Origin of the sequence: Actinocorallia aurantiaca, from assembly GCF_039533685.1 — a bacterium.
GTDB classification, from domain to species: domain Bacteria; phylum Actinomycetota; class Actinomycetes; order Streptosporangiales; family Streptosporangiaceae; genus Actinocorallia; species Actinocorallia aurantiaca.
In genome coordinates this window covers 156850-173295 of sequence record NZ_BAAATZ010000013.1, presented here as the reverse complement: position 1 = coordinate 173295, position 16446 = coordinate 156850, and the positions used below count along the sequence as shown (strand labels likewise).

Here is a 16446-nt window from a genome sequence, read left to right as displayed (position 1 = left end):
CCCCGTCGCGGGTTCTTCCCTCGTGTCCTGTCATCTTCGCTCACCTTCCCTCGCCGGTTTCTTGGTGGGATCGTGGTACCAGTGGGTGACCCAGGCGTCCGGGTCCGCCGCCAGCTCGCCGATGTGCTCGGGGAGCCTCCCCGCCGCCACGTCGGCCAGGGTGACCGACTCCAGGATCGACCGCAGGGTGGCGCGCACCGCCACCCAGACGACCTGCAGGCTCTGCGCGGGCGGCCCGTACTCGACATCCTGCGGGCACTCGCCGCGGATGACCGTGAGCGGACCGTTGAGCGCCCTGATCACGTCGGCCACGACGATCCGGTCGGCGGGCCGGCTCAGCCGGTGGCCGCCGCCGGTGCCGCGCTGGCTGACCACGAGTCCCGTACGGCGCAGCTCCGCCATGATCGCCTCGAGGAACTTGTGCGGGATCTCCTGGCTCTGCGCGAGCTCCTCGGAGCTGACGGGACGGTCGGAGTGCGACGCCAGCTGGGACAGCGCACGCAGGGCGTAGTCGGTCTTGGCAGAGATGCGCACCAGGGCCTCAGCAGGCCCGCTCGCGACAGCGGGTCCCGCCGCTATGCCTCGGCGTCGTTCGGGTAGGTGTCAAAGCCCTGCTCCTTCCATGCGCTGAATCCACCGTCGATGTGGCCGACCCGGGTGTAGCCGAACTCCAGCAGCCGCTCGACCACCGGGCCCGATCCACGTTCAGAGGAACAGAAGACCACGATCTCCCGGTCAAGATCAGCCGCTTCGGGAAGCAGAGCCGAAGAGTCCCGGCTGAAGCGCGGGGTGACGTCGATCTTCTCCACCGGGACGGCCCCCGGCAGCGCTCCGTTCTCCACCCGCGCCTCCGGCCGTCGCACGTCGACGAACAGCGCCCCCTCCGCGAGCTTGGCGGCGGCCTGTTCCGGGGTGAGGAGTCCGTCCTGGGCGGGGGTCTGGTCCTGAGCGGTCATGGTGTTCCTTCCAGTCGTGCGCTCTCGCGCTCTTCGAGGGGGATTCCGAGGTGGCCTCGGAGCGTCGTGCTCGTGTACTCCTCGCGGACCAGGCCGCGTTCCCGGAGCACCGGCACCACGTGTTCGACGAACGCCTCGACGCCGCCGGGGGCGATGGGCATCATGAGGTTGAAGCCGTCGGCGGCGCCGTTCTCGAACCAGTGCTGGAGCCGATCGGCGACCTGCGTGCCGCTGCCGATCAGCGCCCACATGCCGAGCGGCGCGATGCCGCCCAGCCGTCCCGCCAGCTCGCCGAGGGTGAGGCCCTCCTCGGCGGCCATGGTGCGCAGCTCGACGAAGCCGGTGACCGACCCGTTGAACTCCTCGGGCGCGGGCAGCAGGTGCAGCGGCACCTTGTCCTGCGGCTCGTAGCCGGACAGGTCGACGCCCAGCATCGTGCCCAGCACCCTCAGCTCCGCGGGGTTGTGCACCAACCGGGACTCGATCTCCCGGACGAGCTCACGGGCCTCCTTCTCGGTGGCCGCGACGTACGGCACGACACCGGGGAGCACCTTGATCGACTCGGGATCGCGGCCCCGCGCGGAGGCCCCCGCCTTGAGCGCCCCGTACACGCCCCTGGTCTCGTCGATGGACATCGACCGGGCGTAGACGGCGTCGGCGTGCTCGGCGGCCAGGGCGATCCCGGCCGGAGAGGCTCCCGCCTGCACCACCACGGGCCGTCCCTGCGGCGAGCGCGGGACGTTCAGCGGACCCGCCACCTGGAAGAACTCGCCCTCGTAGTCGATCGGCCGGACGCCGCCGGGCCGGATCATCACGCCGTCCTCCCGGTCGGCCAGGACGGCGTCGGGCGACCAGCTCGTCCACAGCAGCTCGAGGACCTCGGCGAACTCCCGCGCGCGGGCGTAGCGGGCGGCGTGCTGGATGTGGTGCGACCGGCTGTGGTTGCGGGCCACCGCGTCACCGGCCGAGGTGACCAGGTTGACTCCCGCGCGTCCCTTGCTGAGCAGGTCGAGCGAGGCGATCTGGCGGGCCGCCGTGTAGGGGTCGCTGTAGCTGGTGGAGATCGTGGGGATGATCCCGATGCGGGTGGTGGAGGCGGCGAGGGCCGCCAGCAGCGTGATCGGCTCGAACGGCGTGTTGGCCAGCGCGTCGTTGGGGTCCGCGCGCAGTGCCGGGGTGTCCGCGATGAAGATCGAGTCGAATCCGCCGGCCTCGGCCGTCCGGGCGAGCTGGACGTAGTAGTCGAGGTCCAGCGCCCGTTCGGTCCGGCTGTCGGGGTGCCGCCAGGCGGAGGTGTGGTGGCCGACCCCGCTCAGGTTGAAGTTCAGCGAGATCGTCCGGCGTCGTTCCGTCATCTCCACAGGCCCTTCTCGTCGAGGCCGAGCACGAACCGCCCGACCGAGCCGATGACCACGTCCTCGTTGGGCGGGTTGAACAACGCGGCCCTCAGGTCGCGGAAGTGCCGCCCCAGCGGGGAGCGGTTCCAGATGGAGGCTCCGCCGACCAGGCGGCCGGCGTGGTCCACCGCGTCGGTCGCGTGCCCGTGCACCAGCAGCTTGGTGGCGGTGGCCCGCACCGTCTCGTCGGGGCCCGAGGCGGCATCGCCCCTGCGCAGCGCGTCCTCCAGCAGCGTCCGCGCCTGGAGCAGCGCCAGTTCCAGGCGGGCGGCGTGCTCCTGGGTGCGGGCCTGTTCGGCGCGGATGCCGGGGTGGCCGTCGTTGCGAGGGCCCGCGGCGAAGTCGTGCGCGGCCTGCCGGGACGCCTCGGCGATGCCCAGGTGGATCGAGGCCAGCAGCAGCGACCACCAGATCTGGAAGGCCCTGGTCGCCTCCGCGGGCTGCCCGGCGTCGTAGGCTTCGGCGATCGCCTCGGCGGGCACGGCGACGTCCTCCAGGAGCACGTCGTGCGAGGCCGAGCCGCGCAGTCCGAACGTGTCCCAGGTCGGTTCGATCCGCAGGCCCGGCGCGTCCGAGGGCACCATGAAGGCGCGGACCACGGGGTCTTCGGAGCCGTCCGAGGCATCGAGGACGGTCGCCGAGACCAGCAGCCAGTCCAGGCCGATGCTCCCCGTCACGTACCGTTTGTGGCCGTTCAGCAGCCACGAGCCGTCGGCCTGCCGTACGGCGCGGGTGCCCACGGGCCCGCCCCGGCTGGGGGCGCCGCTGAAACCCTCGCTGCTGGCGAAGTTCACCAGGCCGCCGGTCTCGGCCAGCCTGCGGACCAGTTCCTCGGTCGCGTCCGAGCGCACGGGCGCCGACAGCAGCCGGGTGCTGTGGATGAAGTGCATGGTCAGCACCAGCGCCGCCCCCGCGTCGGCCGCCGCGAGCGCACGGATCACCGCCGCGGCCTCCGTGAGCGTGGCGCCGCCCCCGCCGTAGGCGCGCGGGATGACGAACGAGGCCAGCCCCACCCGCTTGATCTCCTCGAAGGTCTCGGCGGCGGGCTCGTCCTCGGCTGCGCGGGCCGCGATGTCCGGTTCGAGCTCGGCCAGCGCGGCGAGCACCTCCTCCAGGGAGCCCGGCCGGGTCACCGCGGTCATCCGCCCGCCTCCGCCTGTGCCCTTGCCGGCGCGTGTCCGGGTATCGCCATGAGGAACTCCTTCGTGTACTCGTGTCGGGGGTTGTCGTAGATCTCCGCCGCGGGTCCGCTCTCCACGACCGTCCCGGCGCGCAGGATCACCACCTCGTGCGCCACCTGACGGATCACCGCCAGGTCGTGGGAGATGAACAGGTAGCTCAGCCCCAGCTCCGCCTGGAGGTCGACGAGCAGCCGCAGGATCTGGTCCTGCACCGAGACGTCCAGCGCGGAGACGGGCTCGTCGAGCACGATCAGCTCGGGGCGCAGGGCGAGCGCGCGGGCGATGGCCACCCGCTGGCGCTGCCCGCCGGACAGCTCCGCGGGACGGCGGTCGATCGTCTCCGCGGGCAGCGCCACCTGGTCGAGCAGTTCGGCCGCCCTCCGGCGGCGGGCCGCCCGGTCGCCCTCGCCGAACGCGTCGAGCGGCTCGCCGATGATCTCGCCGACGGAGAGCCGGGGGTCCAGGGAGGAGAAGGGGTTCTGGTAGACCGGCTGGAAGCGGCGGCGCAGCGGCCTCAGCTCGCGGCGGGACAGCCCGGTCAGGTCGATCCCGTCGAAGAGGACGCGCCCGCTCGTGGGCGCGGTCAGCCGCAGCGCCATCCGCGCGATGGTGGACTTCCCCGACCCCGACTCCCCGACCAGGCCCACCGTGCGGCCGCGCGGCACCACCAGGTCCACGCCCCGCACCGCTGTGGTCACGCCGGATCCGCGCCTGAACTCCTTGGTCACCGAGCGCAGTTCGAGCAGCGGCGCGGCACCGTCCTTCCCTGGCGCGTCCGCCACGGGGACGGACGTGATGAGCGGCGGCGCGCCCAACGTGGGCACCGCGTCGAGCAGCCGCCTGGTGTAGGGGTCCCGCGGGCTGTCGAGGATGCTCCGCGTCGGCCCCTCCTCGACGGCCCGGCCGTCCCGCATGACCACGATCCGGTCGGCCCGGTCCGCCGCCACGCCCAGGTCGTGCGTGATGAGGAGGACGGCGGTGCCCTCGGCGGCGGTGAGCCGGCCCAGGTGGTCGAGGATGCGGCGCTGCACGGTGACGTCCAGTGCGCTGGTCGGCTCGTCGGCGATGAGGAGCCGGGGGACGCAGGCCAACGCGATGCCGATGAGGACCCGCTGCCGCATCCCGCCGGACAGCTCGTGGGGATAGCGACGGGCGCAGTCGCGGGGGTCGGGCAGCCCGGCCTGTTCCAGGACGGCCTCGACCCTGGCCCGCACCGTGCGCCGGGTGGCGTGTCCGTGCGGCAGCAGCGCGTCGGCGACCTGGCTTCCGACCCGGCGCACCGGATTCAGCGAGACGCCCGGGTCCTGCGGCACGAAGCCGATCTCGGCTCCGCGCAGGCTCCGCCAGGCGCGCTCGGGCCAATGGGTGACGTCCTGCCCCGCGAAGAGGATCCGGCCGCCGGTCACTCTCGCGGAGGGGGACAGCAGCCCGCCCGCGGCGTGCGCGGACGAGGACTTGCCCGAACCGGACTCGCCGACCAGCGCCACCACCTCACCGCGGTTCACCCGCAGGTCCAGGCCCCGCACCGCCTCGGTCACGGTGCCCGTCCCGCTCGTGTAGCCGACCCGCAGGCCCTCCAGCCGGAGCAGTTCGCTCATCGGTCCTCACCCCGTCCCGCGTCCAGTGCCCTGGCGACACGGTTGGTGGCCAGCATCGTCAGCACGATCACCAGCCCCGGCAGCGTGGTGAGCCACCAGGCGCTCACCAGGTAGTTGCGGCCCTCGGAGACCAGCGAGCCCCACTCCGGCGTGGGCGGGGCCGCGCCGAAGCCGAGGAAGCTCAGCGAGGAGACCGCGAGGATCGCGGTGCCGAACTCCAGCGCCGCCAGCACCAGCACCGAGCCGATCGAGTGCGGCAGCACATGGCGGACCAGGGTCCGCCGACGGCTCACGCCCAGGGACTCGGCCGCCTCGACGAAGACCTCCGTGCAGGTCCGCAGGACGTCCGCGCGCATCACCCGGGCGAACCCGGCCACCGCGGCGATACCGACGGCGACCGCCACGTTGAGCGTGCCGAAGCCGAGCACGGTCACCACCGCGAGGGAGAGCAGCAGACCGGGGATGGACATCATGACGTCCACGCAGCGCATGACGACCTCGTCGGACCAGCCGCCCACGAAGCCGGAGAACAGGCCGAGGACGGAGCCCGCGACAAACCCGACGAACACGGCCAGCGCGGTGGCGCCGAGCGAGAGGGAGGCTCCGTGCACGGTCCGGGAGAACAGGTCCCGGCCGAGATGGTCGGTCCCGAACCAGTGACCCGGGCCGGGCGGGAGCAGCTTGTCCGCCGGGACGCCGACCAGCGGGTCGTGCGTGGCGAACAGTCCGGGCACCGCGGCCCAGAGCAGCACCCATACGAGGAACAGCACGGAGAGGACCAGGCCCGGACGGCGCAGCGTCCACCGAACGCCGTACCGGAGACGACGCGGGCGCGCGGGACGGACCGCGTCGGGCGCCTTCACCACGGGCACGCTCATGCCTTCACCGCCCTGGACGGCCGGATACGCGGATCGATCAGCGGGTAGAGGAGGTCCGCGCCGGTGTTCACCACGACGAACACCAGCGCCGACAGCACCACCAGGCCCTGGATCATCGGGATGTCCTGCGCCGCGACGGCCTGCTCCACCAGACGTCCGACACCCAGCCGAGAGAACACCGTCTCCACCACGATCGCGCCGGCGAGGAGATTGCCGATCGTCATCCCGACGATGGTGAACCCCGGCAGCGAGGCGTGCCGGAGCACGTCGACGAACAGGATGCGCGGCCGGGATGCGCCCTTCGCCGTCGCGGTGACGACGAAGGGCTCCCGCCAGGTCAGCATCAGGCTCTTGGTCAGCACCTGGGCGATGACGGCCGCGGTGGGCAGGGCCAGCGTCACCGCGGGCAGCACCAGCGAGCCGAAGCCCTGGTTGCCGAGCGCGGGGAACCAGCCCAGCCGGAAGGAGAAGACCTGCAGGAGGAGCAGCCCCGCCCAGAACGACGGGACCGACACCAGCAGCGGCGGGAGGGAGAGCAGCAGCCTGCGCAGCCGGCCTCCGCGCAGGAAGCCCGAGAGCAGCGCCACTCCCCCGCCGAGCGCCAGCGCCAGGACGAAGGCGAGCGCGGCCAGCCGCAGCGTCTCGGGGAACGCCCGGCCGATCAGCTCGGTGACCGGCAGCCGCTGCGGGATCGAGGTCCCCAGGTCGCCTTGGACGAACCGGCCCAGGGCGATGCCGTACTGCACGTAGAACGGATCGTCCACGTGGTGTTCGGCGCGGAGTTCGGCCACCGCGGCCGGGTCCATCTCGCCCATCGACCCGGTGGAGGCGAGCATGATCTCCACGGGGTCGCTGGGCAGGAGGTAGAGGATGACGAAGCTCGCGGTGAAGGCGGCCCAGAGGACGAAGACCCCCTGGGCCACCCGTCGCAGCAGGTAGCCCGTCACGGTCAGCCCGTCGCCTCGGCGTCGTAGAAGAAGTGCGCCGCGTAGGTGTCGAGCTTGTAGCCCTTCACCTTCGGAGAGACCGCGACGATCTTCGTCTGCTCACGCAGCGGGATCCAGTGGCCGTGCTCGATGACGTACTTCTGCAGGTTCTCCGCGGCCCTGGTCCTGGCCTCGGGGGTGGTGGCCTCGTTCAGCGCGTCGGCCTGGGCCTCCAACTCGGGCTGCTCGGCGCCCAGCAGCGCGGAGTTGGTCTTCTTGAACAGTCCGGCGAGGAAGTCGATGTCCTTGCTGGCGCCGGAGCCGGTCAGGAAGTCGTAGTCGGCCTTGGAGATGTCCTTGAGCATCGCGGCGTTGTCGGCGGGGGTGTTCGCCTTGATGCGCACCTCGATGCCGATCTTCGCGAGCTGCTGCTGGACCAGCTCCAGCTCCTGCTGGGTCGCACCGAAGAAGTTGCCGACGATGTAGGTGATCTTCGGGGAGAGCCGGACGCCGTCCTTCTGCCGCACCCCGTCGGAGCCGCGCTTCCAGCCCGCCTCGTCGAGGATCTTCTCGGCCCCCTGCGGGTCGTGGGCGAGCTCTGCGCTGAAGTCCTTCCAGCCCGCCGTGGTGGAGGCGACGATGCTGGTGGGCTTCTTGTAGATCTCCGGGTAGAGCGTCGAGGTGATCTCGTCGAGGTCGATGCCCTTCAGGATCGCCCGGCGCACCGCGTCGTCGGAGCCGAGCGGGCTGTAGGGGTTGGGCCGCATGCCCGGGACCAGGTTCGGCACCGCCTTGGAGACGATGTTCCGGCCCGCCGACCGCAGTTGCGCGAGGTCGGTGACGGGGATGTCGTCGCCGAGGTCGAACTGGCCGCTGACCAGGCCGCCGACCCGGACGCTGGACTCGGGCACCAGCTCGAAGGTGACGGACTTCAGGCGGGCGGGGCCCTCGTGCTCGGCGACGCCCTTGGCGCTCCAGGCGTAGTCCTCGCGCCGCTTGAGGACGATCTGCTTGTCCTTGACGATCTTGTCGAAGACGAAGGGGCCGGTGCCGACGAGCTGCCCCGCGCACCGCTCCTCCGTCGTCCTGGCGAGCGTGGAGGCCGACAGGATGCCCAGGTACGGGTCGCTGGCATTGCGCAGGAAGCCCAGCTCGGGCAGCTTGAAGGTGAGCTTCACGGTGAACTCGTCCACCGCCTCGGCCTTGTCGAAGCTGTTGAGCGCGTTGAGGACCAGGGTGTCGGTCTTGGCCTGCCCGATCAGCTCGGCCAGCTTGGTGAAGTTGGCGGCGACGGCCTTCGCGTCCAGCTTGGTGCCGTCGCTGAAGGTGACGTCCTTGCGCAGGTGGAAGGCGAACTCCGTGTACTCGTCGTTGACCTCCCACTTCTCGGCCAGCCGCGGCACGATCTCACCGGTCTCGGGGTCCTGGTCTGTGAGGGTGTCGAGGATCTGGTGGGTGGCCGTGCTGTTGCGCCCGCCGGTCAGGGAGACGTCGAAGCAGTTCTGGAAGCTGGCGACCGCGATGGTGAGGCTCGCGTCCTTCGGACCGGAGCCGTTCGTGCCGCTGGAGCAGGCCGTCAGCAGCGCGGCGGCCGCGACGCCCAGGGACAGGGCGGGGACGAGGGCGCGGCGCGGTCTGCGGGGCGAGGAGGAGGGAGGCGCGGACATGATGTTCCTTCGGAAGGGGGACGAAAGGAGGGCGTGCGGGCATGGCGAACAGAGCGTTCGCCGCACGTCGGTTTCAGCGCGTGAGGCGCCGGCCGGACGGCGGTCGGCGCCGTTCGGAGGGTCGGGTGTTCAGGGGATCAGTCGATTTCGAGCCGTTGGCGCCGTTCCGTCTCGGTGAGCGAGTGGGCGAACTCCCGGCACACCGCCGCGACCCGCACCTCGCTCTCGCCCTTGAGACCGACTCCGCAGGAGTGCAGGACGATGTCGGTGTCCAGGACGAAGGCCCCGTTGCCGACCTGTGAGCAGCCGGCCGCGGTCAACACCGGCCGCAGCGTGTAGTCGACGGTCAGCAGGTGCCCCCGGCTCCCGCCGTTGGCGATCGGCAGGGCCGTCTTCCCCGCCAGCGCCCCCGGAGGCAGCAGGTCCAGGAAGGTCTTCAGCAGCCCGGAGTAGGCCGACTGGAAGATCGGAGTCGCCACCACGACCCCGTCCGCCTGCTCCAGGATCTCCAGGGCGCTGCGGATCTGCGGATCGGACGAGTCGGCCCCCAGCAGCGCCGCGGGCGGCATCTCGGCGGGACTGATCCGGACGGTGGTGTGCCCCTTGAGTTCCAGCCGTTCGGCGACGTGCTCCACCACATGCGCGGTGGGGCCCGGCACCGGACCGCCGATCACTGCTGCGACAAGGGCCATGCGAAACATCTCCTACGACGGGCATGCCGGAACACGGAACGGAGAGGAGGACTGACGGCATCCGCGCGTGAGGCGCCGACCCTGCGTGTCGTACGGAGAAGCCCCGAGCGCCGGTTGCGCTCGGTGACGAAGAACCTCAGGGACAGACCGCGCTGCCCGTCCTGACGAGGTCGACGAACAGTCGGCGTACCAGAAGGAGAACGGGCGAACGCCGCCCTGATCCCCGCTTGACTAGCGCGAACATAAAACCATACTTCCATACCTGTTTAGTAGGTTTCAAGCCTTGGCGGCAAAGACCCCCTCATCGACCGACACTACGCAGCGTGCACGACCTCCGCACCGGAAACACCACCGCCCACCGTCGGCGCCGCTGACGATGGCGCTGCCCGCGCTCGTCGCCGTGCTGGCGCTGGAGGCGGCGCCGGTCCGGGCCAACCTCATCGCCGCGGGTTTCGTGGACACGCCGCTGTCGGCGCGACCGCTGGGCGACCGGCTGGAGCAGCGCCGCGACCGGCTGCGCGCCACCCTGCCGATCGGGCGCGTCGTCCAGCCGGCCGATGTCGCGGCGCCGGCCGTGCACCTGATGGCCGACACCGCGTTGACCGGCGCGACCTACGACATCGACGGCGGCCGGCAGTTCGTCCCCGGCGAGTGACCGGAGACGTCGCGGCAGGCGGGCGCGCTCATGACGGCGGCTCGGCTCCGGCCTGTTCGCGCACGATGTAGTCGGCGTACCAGTCCGGCCAGTTCGGGTCTTCTGAGCCGGTGCGCGCCTCGTGCTCGCTCGCACCACCGGCCACCCATGTTGCATATAGTGACAATAACCGGACACATGGTAATCAAGCGGCAAAGGCGGGGTGGTCGTCGATGGCTGAGGTGCTTTTCGTGATGACCGGCAAGGCCTACTGGACGCTCAAGGACGGCACCAGGCACGCGACGGGTTACTGGGCCGAGGAGTTCGCGGCCCCGTACAGGGCGCTCACCGAGGCCGGCCACCGGATCACGGTCGCCACTCCCGGCGGAGTGGTCCCGACCGTGGACATGATGAGCCTGCGTCCCGACATGGCCGGCGGCGCGGAGACCGCCCTCGGCCTGGAGGCGACCATCCGCGCCGCGGAGGAGATCCGGCGGCCTGTCCGGCTCGCGGACGCCCGCCTGGAGGATTACGACGCCGTCTACTGCCCGGGCGGCCACGGCCCGATGGAGGATCTGTACGTCGACGCGGACGCAGGCCGACTGCTGACCGCGGCCCTCGCCTCCGGCAGGCCTCTCGCGATCGTCTGCCACGCCCCGGCCGCGATCCTGGCGACCAGGATCCGCGGCGTGTCGCCCTTCGCCGGCTACCGGGTCACCGCGTTCACCAACGAGGAGGAGAACGCGGTGGGACTCGGCCCGAAGGCCCGCTGGCTGCTGGAGGACGAGCTCGTCGACCTGGGTGTCGACTTCACCAAGGGAGAGGCCTGGAAGCCCTACACGGTGGTCGACCGCAACCTGTTCACGGGGCAGAACCCCGCCTCGGCGGCCGTCCTGGCCGAGAGCCTGCTCAAGGCCCTCCCCTGAGGCCTGTCGCCCGATGGCGTCTGTCCGGCGGGGGTCCCTTGCGGGCCCCGGACCGGGCAGCGGATACCGCCGTGGCGGGGGCAGACAGGCCGGCCTCTCCCTGAAAGAGATGCAACCGAACAGGCGTCGGGGTGCGTGTATATGGCCAGCTGGATCCGGCACGGGCCGCCGCCCCGGTGGCGGAGCCGTCGGCGGCGTCGGTCGCGCTGGCCACCGCGCTCGCCGAGCTCCCGCTCGCGCAGCGCCAAGCGGTGGTGCCGCACCATCTGGCGGGCTACTCGGTGGCCGAGATCGTCGAGATCGCCGCCGGAGCGACGGCCCGTCGAAAGCCGGGGCCCGTCGGTCCGGACGGGAGGGACGCGCGGACTACGTGCGAATGGCGCTTTTCCCGTAGCCCTCGGTCCCGAACACGCTCAAGACCCCTTTTCGCTCCTCGGCAGTGGCCCGAACTTCGTACCCTCGACCGAGTCCGCCAGCGAGCGGACGTAGTCCTCGTCCAGGTTCGTCCCGCGAAGGTCCGCGTCCCGAAGGTCCGCGCCGATCAAGTCCACTTGGCTCAGGTCCGCGCCGCGCAGGTCCGCGCCGCGCAGGTTCGCGTCGTGCAGGCCCACGTCGAGCAGGTTCACACCGACCAGGCTCGCGCCGTGCAAGTCAGCGTTGTCCAGGTTCGTGCCGCCGCTCAGGTCCGCACCGTCCAGGTCCGCACCGCTCAGGTTCGCATAACGCAGGTCTATGTGGTTCAGGTGAGCGCCGCGCAGGTCCGCGCCGCTCAGGTCCGCGCGGAACAGGTCCGCGCCGCCGTACAGCCTGAGGAGGGGTGCGCGGAGGCCGTGGAGGTCAGCGCGCGGCGCGTCGTGTGCGGGCTGAGGCCGCTGACCCAGGACGGTGAGGGCGGCCTGGAGGTCGGGAGCGGGTTCGACGTCGTCGGGGATCTTCTTCCCGGGTGCGGGGTCGTGCTGGAGACTGTAGGACGCCAGGACGGCGGTGATGGTGTCGCGGTCGCGTTCGGAGTCGGCCATGAGGCGGCCCAGGGCGTGCAGGGCGCCCAGCCGGACCGAGGGGTCCTCAGAACCGAGGACTTCGATGGTCTTGGCGTACCGTTCGGTGAACTGGCTCTCCCGGGAGGTGTGCAGGTCCTCCCGGGACGTGTACAAGGCCACCGCGCTGGCGATGAGGCCGGCGACGGTGAAGACGACGCCGAAGGCGATGCCGATGCTGTTGAACCACTGGTGCCTGCTCTGCCTGTACCGATCGGCTTCCAGATTTTGGCGGTCGTACTCGGCCTCGTGACGCTGACGCCGACGTTCCAAGAACTCCAGGCGCTCCATCACCGACAGGCCGTCGATTTCCTCCTGGGTCGGTTCAGGGATCCGAAGCGCGGGCGGGGCGTCGGCTTCGGGCAGGCCGCCCTCAGGCGGGTTGATCGGTGGCTCTTCCCCGAAAGAGGAAGCTTTCAGAGCGGAATCGGCGGGGGGTTCGGGTTTATCGCTCACGCCCTTCAGACGGCGATACACCCCTTTTAGATCACCACCGCCGCGACGAATTCCAGCAAGACGAACACGATGAGGCGACAGAGGGCAGCGCCCCGCCGGTCCGTCGCCGAGTCCTCTGCCGAACCCCGGCCCCCCATGGGGCCGTGGAACGGCGACGGCCTCCCACCCTGGCCGAGGAGGCGCAGGCCGGGAGGCCGTCTGCTGGTGGGTCGCGTGGGATTCGAACCCACAACCTACGGATTAAAAGTCCGGAGCTCTGCCGTTGAGCTAGCGACCCGTCTCGCATCATACCGATCTCAGACCGGTCGTCCGCATCCGATATTACGGGGTTGGCGGGGAAGGGGGCCGGGTAGGGCCGCAGCATCGGGGGTTGTGCTTCGGGGGGAGCGTTCGGGGTGCGTGCGCGGGTTTCCGGGTTGATGGAGCGGGCCCGGCGGGATCTGACCGAGCTGGTGGCCATGCGGTCTGTGGCCGATCCTCGCCGTTTCCCCGCTGAGGAGTGCCTGCGGGCGGCGGAGTGGACGGCGGACGCCTTCACCGAGGCCGGGGTTCCCTGCAAGCTGTACGAGACGCCCGACGGGAGCCAGGCCGTCATCGGCCACAGGCCCGGGCCCGAAGGGGCACCGACCGTCCTTCTCTACTCGCATTACGACGTGCAGCCTCCCGGGGACGGGTGGCGGACGTCCCCCTGGGAGCTGACGGAACGCGACGGGCGCTGGTACGGGCGGGGGGCCGCCGACTGCAAGGGCAACATCGTCATGCATCTGACGGCGTTGCGGGCGGCGGAGCCCCGGGTCGGGGTGAAGATCGTCATCGAGGGGTCCGAGGAGCAGGGGACCGACGGGCTGGAACGCCTCCTCGACCAAGACCCGGAGCTCTTCCGGGCCGACGCCATCGTGATCGGCGACACCGGGAACCTCGCCGTCGGCGTTCCGACGTTCACCACCTGCCTGCGCGGCCAGGCCAACGTCGTCGTCACGGTGACGACCATGAGGGGCGCCCTGCATTCGGGCATGTACGGCGGGGCCGCTCCCGACGCGCTCGCCGCGCTCGTCCACATGCTGGGGACCCTGCGGGACGCCGCCGGCAACACCACCGTCCAGGGCCTGCCCGGCGATCAGCGCTGGGACGGCGCCCAGTACCCCTTGGAGAGGTTCCGCGAGGACGCCGGGATTCTCGACGGCGTCGCCGTCACGGGCACCGGGACGATCGCCGACATGCTCTGGGCCCGGCCCGCCCTGACGGTCCTGGGCATCGACTGCCCGCCCGTCGCGGGCTCCGTCGCCGCCGTCCAGCCGACCGCCCGCGCCCGGCTCAACCTGCGCATCCCGCCCGGCATCGATCCGCAGGACGCCTGCGAGGCGCTCGCCGCCCATCTGAAGGCGGCCGCCCCCTGGCACTCCCGCGTCGAGGTCGAGGCGGAGTCCCTCGGCCGTCCCTTCCTCGCCCGGACCGGCGGCCCCGCCTACTCCGCGATGACCGCGGCCCTCACCGAGGCGTACGGGCAGAAGGTCGTCACCCGGGGCCAGGGCGGCTCGATCCCGCTGTGCGGGGCGTTCCAGGGCCACTTCCCCGACGCCGAGATCATGCTCATGGGCGTCGAGGAGCCCCGCGCCCTCATTCACGCGGCGGACGAGAGCGTCGACCCGTCCGAGATCGAGAACCTCGCCCTCGCCGAGGCGATCTTCCTTCAGGGCCCGCACCGGACGTGAGACGGGCGCGGACCGTCCGGCCCGCGCCCGTCCTCGAAACGGTCTTCAGTTGGCGTGCAGCATCTCGTTCAGCCCGCCCCAGCCGCCGGAACGCGGGATGACCTCGACCGCGCCCGACTGGGAGTTGCGGCGGAACAGCAGGTTGTTCGCCCCGGACAGTTCCAGCGCCTTGACGACCGAGCTGTCGGGCAGCGTCACGCGCGTCCCGGCGGTCACGTACAGGCCGGCCTCGACGATGCAGTCGTCGCCGAGGGAGATCCCGATGCCGGCGTTGGCGCCCAGCAGGCACCGCTCGCCCAGCGAGATGACCCGCTTGCCGCCGCCGGACAGCGTGCCCATGATCGACGCGCCGCCGCCGATGTCGCTGCCGTCCCCGACGACGACGCCCGCGCTGATCCGCCCCTCGACCATGGACGAGCCGAGCGTCCCGGCGTTGAAGTTGACGAATCCCTCGTGCATGACGGTCGTCCCGGACGCCAGGTGCGCGCCGAGGCGGACCCTGTCGGCGTCGGCGATCCGCACCCCGGACGGGGTGACGTAGTCGGTCATCCGCGGGAACTTGTCGATGCCGTAGACGGCCAGCTGACCGCCTTCGATCCGCACGGCCAGCCGGGCGGCGTCCAGCCTGTCGATCGGCGTGGGGCCGATGGACGTCCAGGCCACGTTGGCCAGGAACCCGAAGATCCCGTCCAGGTTCAGCCCGTGCGGCCGGACGAGCCGCGTGCTGATCAGGTGCAGCCGCAGGTACACGTCGTGCGCGTCGGCGGGCTTCTCGTCCAGGGAGGCGATGGTCGTCCGGACCGCGACGACCTTCACGCCGCGCCGCGCGTCGCTCCGCACGGCCCCGGCGAGCCCGCCGGCCGCGTCCCCTTCCAGGACGACGGTCCCGGCCGGCCCCGGCTCCGCGACGAGTTCGGGAGCGGGGAACCACGTGTCCAGCACGGTGCCGTCTTCGGCAAGGGTCGCAAGGCCGACGGCTACCGCGCCGGAAACAGTCTCAGTGCTCACATCCCCAGGTTAGTCAAGATCGACTCTCGCTCAGAACGGGCCCCGCTTCCACGGGCCCCAGATCGCGAAGGTCATCCCGACCTTCGACTGGACGTTGACGAACAGGGTGTGGCCGTCGGGGCCGAACGTGGCGCCGGCGAACTCCGCGCCGGGGTCGGCCTTGATCGGCTTGAGCTGGGCGAAGGGGAAGACCTGGCCCTTCTTCGTGAGGCCCCGGATGAAGTTCCGTCCGTCGCCGTCCTCGCACAGCACCAGGGAGCCCCTGGGGCTGTGGGTGATGTTGTCGGGAAGGTCGAGCCGGGACCGCGAGGTGGACTCCGCGACCAGCTTGAGGCGATCGCTGCGGGTGTCGTACGCCCACACCTGGCCGTGGCCGTCTCCGAACCCGGAAGGGGCCTTCTTGGTGACCTTGGCGCCGCCCTGGGTGGAGACGAAGTAGACGACCCCCTTGTGGAAGATCGCGCCTTCCAGACGGGCGAACCGGGCGCCGCCTCCGGCATGTCCCTGCTTCGCCACGTACTGGATGGCTTCGTCGTTGGACGGCTTGCCGGTGAAGGACGGGTTCGGATCGTCGACGTCCACCCACGTGACGTCGTAGGCGGTCCCGGCTTTCTGGTGCTTGTACAGCTTCGCTCGCGGCTTCTTCTTGACGGCGAGCATCTGCAGCCGGCCCCCGTCCAGGATGCGTCCGGCGCTCAGCGGGCTCCGCGGAGGCAGGTACCGGTAGAAGCCCGATGCGAAGTTGAAGTCGTCCTCGGTGAGGTAGATGGCTCCCGTCTTGGGATCGCATACGGCCGCCTCGTGCGCGAACCGGCCTGCGGAAAGGATTGGTTCCCCGATGCCGACTTCGAAGATGTAGCCGTGCTTCTCCTTCAGCAGGGAGTTGTCGCCTCTGGTGTGGTCGTCGCCGACGTCCGGGCCGTTGACGGTCTCCTCGCAGGTGACCCAGCGTCCCCACGGCATGGCTCCGCCGGAGCAGTTGCCCATCGTCCCGTTCAGGCTGACCGCGCCGGCGAGCACTCTCCCGTAGTTGGAGACGCGCAGCGTGCACGTCCCTCCGCCCGCCATAGGGTCGTAGGCCTTGTTCTTGTCCCCGAACGCTCCCACGGGTCCGAAGACCTCGTGGTTGCGCACCAGGACGGCCTGCCCCTTCACCGTCTTGAAGGCGGCCATTCCGTCGTGTTTGCCGGGCGTGGTGTGCCCGTCGCTGAGCCGGGACCCCGTCGCGTTGAACGACCTGTACCTGAACCCGTCCGGAAGCAGCAGCCGCACCCTGCCGTCACGCAGGTCCTTGACCGCCCGTAGTTTCCCGTACCCGCTCGTCTTGCCGCCGGCATACGCCGCGACCCCGTCGAAGGGAGTCGCCATTCCGGCAAGC

15 protein-coding genes and 1 tRNA gene are annotated in these 16446 nt (G+C 71.0%); 3 read left to right on the top strand and 13 right to left on the bottom strand.

Annotation, left to right across the window (positions count from 1 at the left end; genetic code table 11):
* Positions 1–30: 30 nt before the first annotated feature.
* From ABD327_RS18810 to ABD327_RS18770, 9 genes are all read right to left on the bottom strand, one after another.
* Entirely contained in the window at positions 31–534 is a 504-nt protein-coding gene (locus ABD327_RS18810; protein WP_344451782.1) for an RrF2 family transcriptional regulator, read from the bottom strand.
* 41 nt (positions 535–575) lie between these two features.
* Entirely contained in the window at positions 576–956 is a 381-nt protein-coding gene (locus ABD327_RS18805; RefSeq protein ID WP_344451781.1) for a rhodanese-like domain-containing protein, read from the bottom strand.
* Positions 953–2311, bottom strand: a complete 1359-nt coding sequence (locus tag ABD327_RS18800; RefSeq protein ID WP_344451780.1) for an LLM class flavin-dependent oxidoreductase — start codon at positions 2309–2311, stop codon at positions 953–955. Before ABD327_RS18800 ends, ABD327_RS18805 begins: the two co-directional genes overlap by 4 nt.
* A complete protein-coding gene (locus ABD327_RS18795) occupies positions 2308–3495 on the bottom strand; it encodes an acyl-CoA dehydrogenase family protein (RefSeq protein WP_344451779.1) in 1188 nt (395 codons plus the stop codon). The genes ABD327_RS18800 and ABD327_RS18795 overlap by 4 nt, the downstream gene beginning before the upstream one ends.
* A complete protein-coding gene (locus ABD327_RS18790) occupies positions 3492–5132 on the bottom strand; it encodes a dipeptide ABC transporter ATP-binding protein (protein WP_344451778.1) in 1641 nt (546 codons plus the stop codon). Before ABD327_RS18790 ends, ABD327_RS18795 begins: the two co-directional genes overlap by 4 nt.
* Complete coding sequence (locus ABD327_RS18785) at positions 5129–6010, bottom strand: ABC transporter permease (protein ID WP_344451777.1); 882 nt, start codon at positions 6008–6010, stop codon at positions 5129–5131. The genes ABD327_RS18790 and ABD327_RS18785 overlap by 4 nt, the downstream gene beginning before the upstream one ends.
* On the bottom strand, positions 6007–6957 hold the full coding sequence (locus tag ABD327_RS18780) for an ABC transporter permease (RefSeq protein WP_344451776.1): 951 nt from the start codon (positions 6955–6957) through the stop codon (positions 6007–6009). Before ABD327_RS18780 ends, ABD327_RS18785 begins: the two co-directional genes overlap by 4 nt.
* Positions 6958–6959: 2 nt before the next feature.
* Positions 6960–8603 carry an ABC transporter substrate-binding protein gene (locus ABD327_RS18775; protein WP_344451775.1) on the bottom strand — a complete coding sequence of 548 codons (1644 nt, stop codon included), beginning with the start codon at positions 8601–8603 and terminating at the stop codon, positions 6960–6962.
* 137 nt (positions 8604–8740) lie between these two features.
* The gene (locus ABD327_RS18770; RefSeq protein WP_344451774.1) at positions 8741–9295 is read right to left on the bottom strand and encodes an NAD(P)H-dependent oxidoreductase; all 555 of its coding nucleotides are present in this window, start codon (positions 9293–9295) and stop codon (positions 8741–8743) included.
* Positions 9296–9671: 376 nt separating this feature from the next.
* Between ABD327_RS18770 and ABD327_RS18765 the strand changes: the two genes are divergently transcribed.
* Both ABD327_RS18765 and ABD327_RS18760 read left to right on the top strand, forming a co-directional pair.
* Entirely contained in the window at positions 9672–9950 is a 279-nt protein-coding gene (locus tag ABD327_RS18765) for an SDR family oxidoreductase (RefSeq protein ID WP_344451773.1), read from the top strand.
* 212 nt (positions 9951–10162) lie between these two features.
* Positions 10163–10855: a type 1 glutamine amidotransferase domain-containing protein gene (locus ABD327_RS18760; protein ID WP_344451771.1), complete on the top strand. Its 693-nt coding sequence runs from the start codon at positions 10163–10165 to the stop codon at positions 10853–10855.
* 413 nt (positions 10856–11268) lie between these two features.
* Here the strand turns inward: ABD327_RS18760 and ABD327_RS18755 are convergent, their stop codons facing one another.
* The gene (locus ABD327_RS18755; protein WP_344451769.1) at positions 11269–12165 is read right to left on the bottom strand and encodes a pentapeptide repeat-containing protein; all 897 of its coding nucleotides are present in this window, start codon (positions 12163–12165) and stop codon (positions 11269–11271) included.
* Between the two features lie 385 nt (positions 12166–12550).
* A tRNA-Lys gene (locus ABD327_RS18750) sits at positions 12551–12625 on the bottom strand.
* Positions 12626–12743: 118 nt separating this feature from the next.
* Here ABD327_RS18750 and ABD327_RS18745 point away from each other — a divergent pair.
* A complete protein-coding gene (locus ABD327_RS18745) occupies positions 12744–14060 on the top strand; it encodes a dipeptidase (RefSeq protein WP_344451768.1) in 1317 nt (438 codons plus the stop codon).
* 45 nt (positions 14061–14105) lie between these two features.
* Here the strand turns inward: ABD327_RS18745 and dapD are convergent, their stop codons facing one another.
* Both dapD and ABD327_RS18735 read right to left on the bottom strand, forming a co-directional pair.
* Positions 14106–15068, bottom strand: coding sequence for a 2,3,4,5-tetrahydropyridine-2,6-dicarboxylate N-succinyltransferase (dapD, locus tag ABD327_RS18740; RefSeq protein WP_344451767.1), 963 nt, complete (start codon positions 15066–15068; stop codon positions 14106–14108).
* A 30-nt stretch (positions 15069–15098) separates the two neighbouring features.
* Positions 15099–16436, bottom strand: coding sequence for an alkaline phosphatase PhoX (locus ABD327_RS18735; protein WP_344451766.1), 1338 nt, complete (start codon positions 16434–16436; stop codon positions 15099–15101).
* Between the last annotated feature and the right edge of the window lie 10 nt (positions 16437–16446).

Excerpts from the sequence above, each read along its gene's own strand:
- ABD327_RS18805 (WP_344451781.1), bottom strand. The coding sequence starts at position 956 with ATGACCGCTCAGGACCAGACCCCCGCCCAGGACGGACTCCTCACCCCG.
- ABD327_RS18800 (WP_344451780.1), bottom strand. The coding sequence starts at position 2,311 with ATGACGGAACGACGCCGGACGATCTCGCTGAACTTCAACCTGAGCGGG.
- ABD327_RS18795 (WP_344451779.1), bottom strand. The coding sequence starts at position 3,495 with ATGACCGCGGTGACCCGGCCGGGCTCCCTGGAGGAGGTGCTCGCCGCG.
- ABD327_RS18790 (WP_344451778.1), bottom strand. The coding sequence starts at position 5,132 with ATGAGCGAACTGCTCCGGCTGGAGGGCCTGCGGGTCGGCTACACGAGC.
- ABD327_RS18785 (WP_344451777.1), bottom strand. The coding sequence starts at position 6,010 with ATGAGCGTGCCCGTGGTGAAGGCGCCCGACGCGGTCCGTCCCGCGCGC.
- ABD327_RS18775 (WP_344451775.1), bottom strand. The coding sequence starts at position 8,603 with ATGTCCGCGCCTCCCTCCTCCTCGCCCCGCAGACCGCGCCGCGCCCTC.
- ABD327_RS18770 (WP_344451774.1), bottom strand. The coding sequence starts at position 9,295 with ATGGCCCTTGTCGCAGCAGTGATCGGCGGTCCGGTGCCGGGCCCCACC.
- ABD327_RS18765 (WP_344451773.1), top strand. The coding sequence starts at position 9,672 with ATGGCGCTGCCCGCGCTCGTCGCCGTGCTGGCGCTGGAGGCGGCGCCG.
- ABD327_RS18760 (WP_344451771.1), top strand. The coding sequence starts at position 10,163 with ATGGCTGAGGTGCTTTTCGTGATGACCGGCAAGGCCTACTGGACGCTC.
- ABD327_RS18735 (WP_344451766.1), bottom strand. The coding sequence starts at position 16,436 with ATGGCGACTCCCTTCGACGGGGTCGCGGCGTATGCCGGCGGCAAGACG.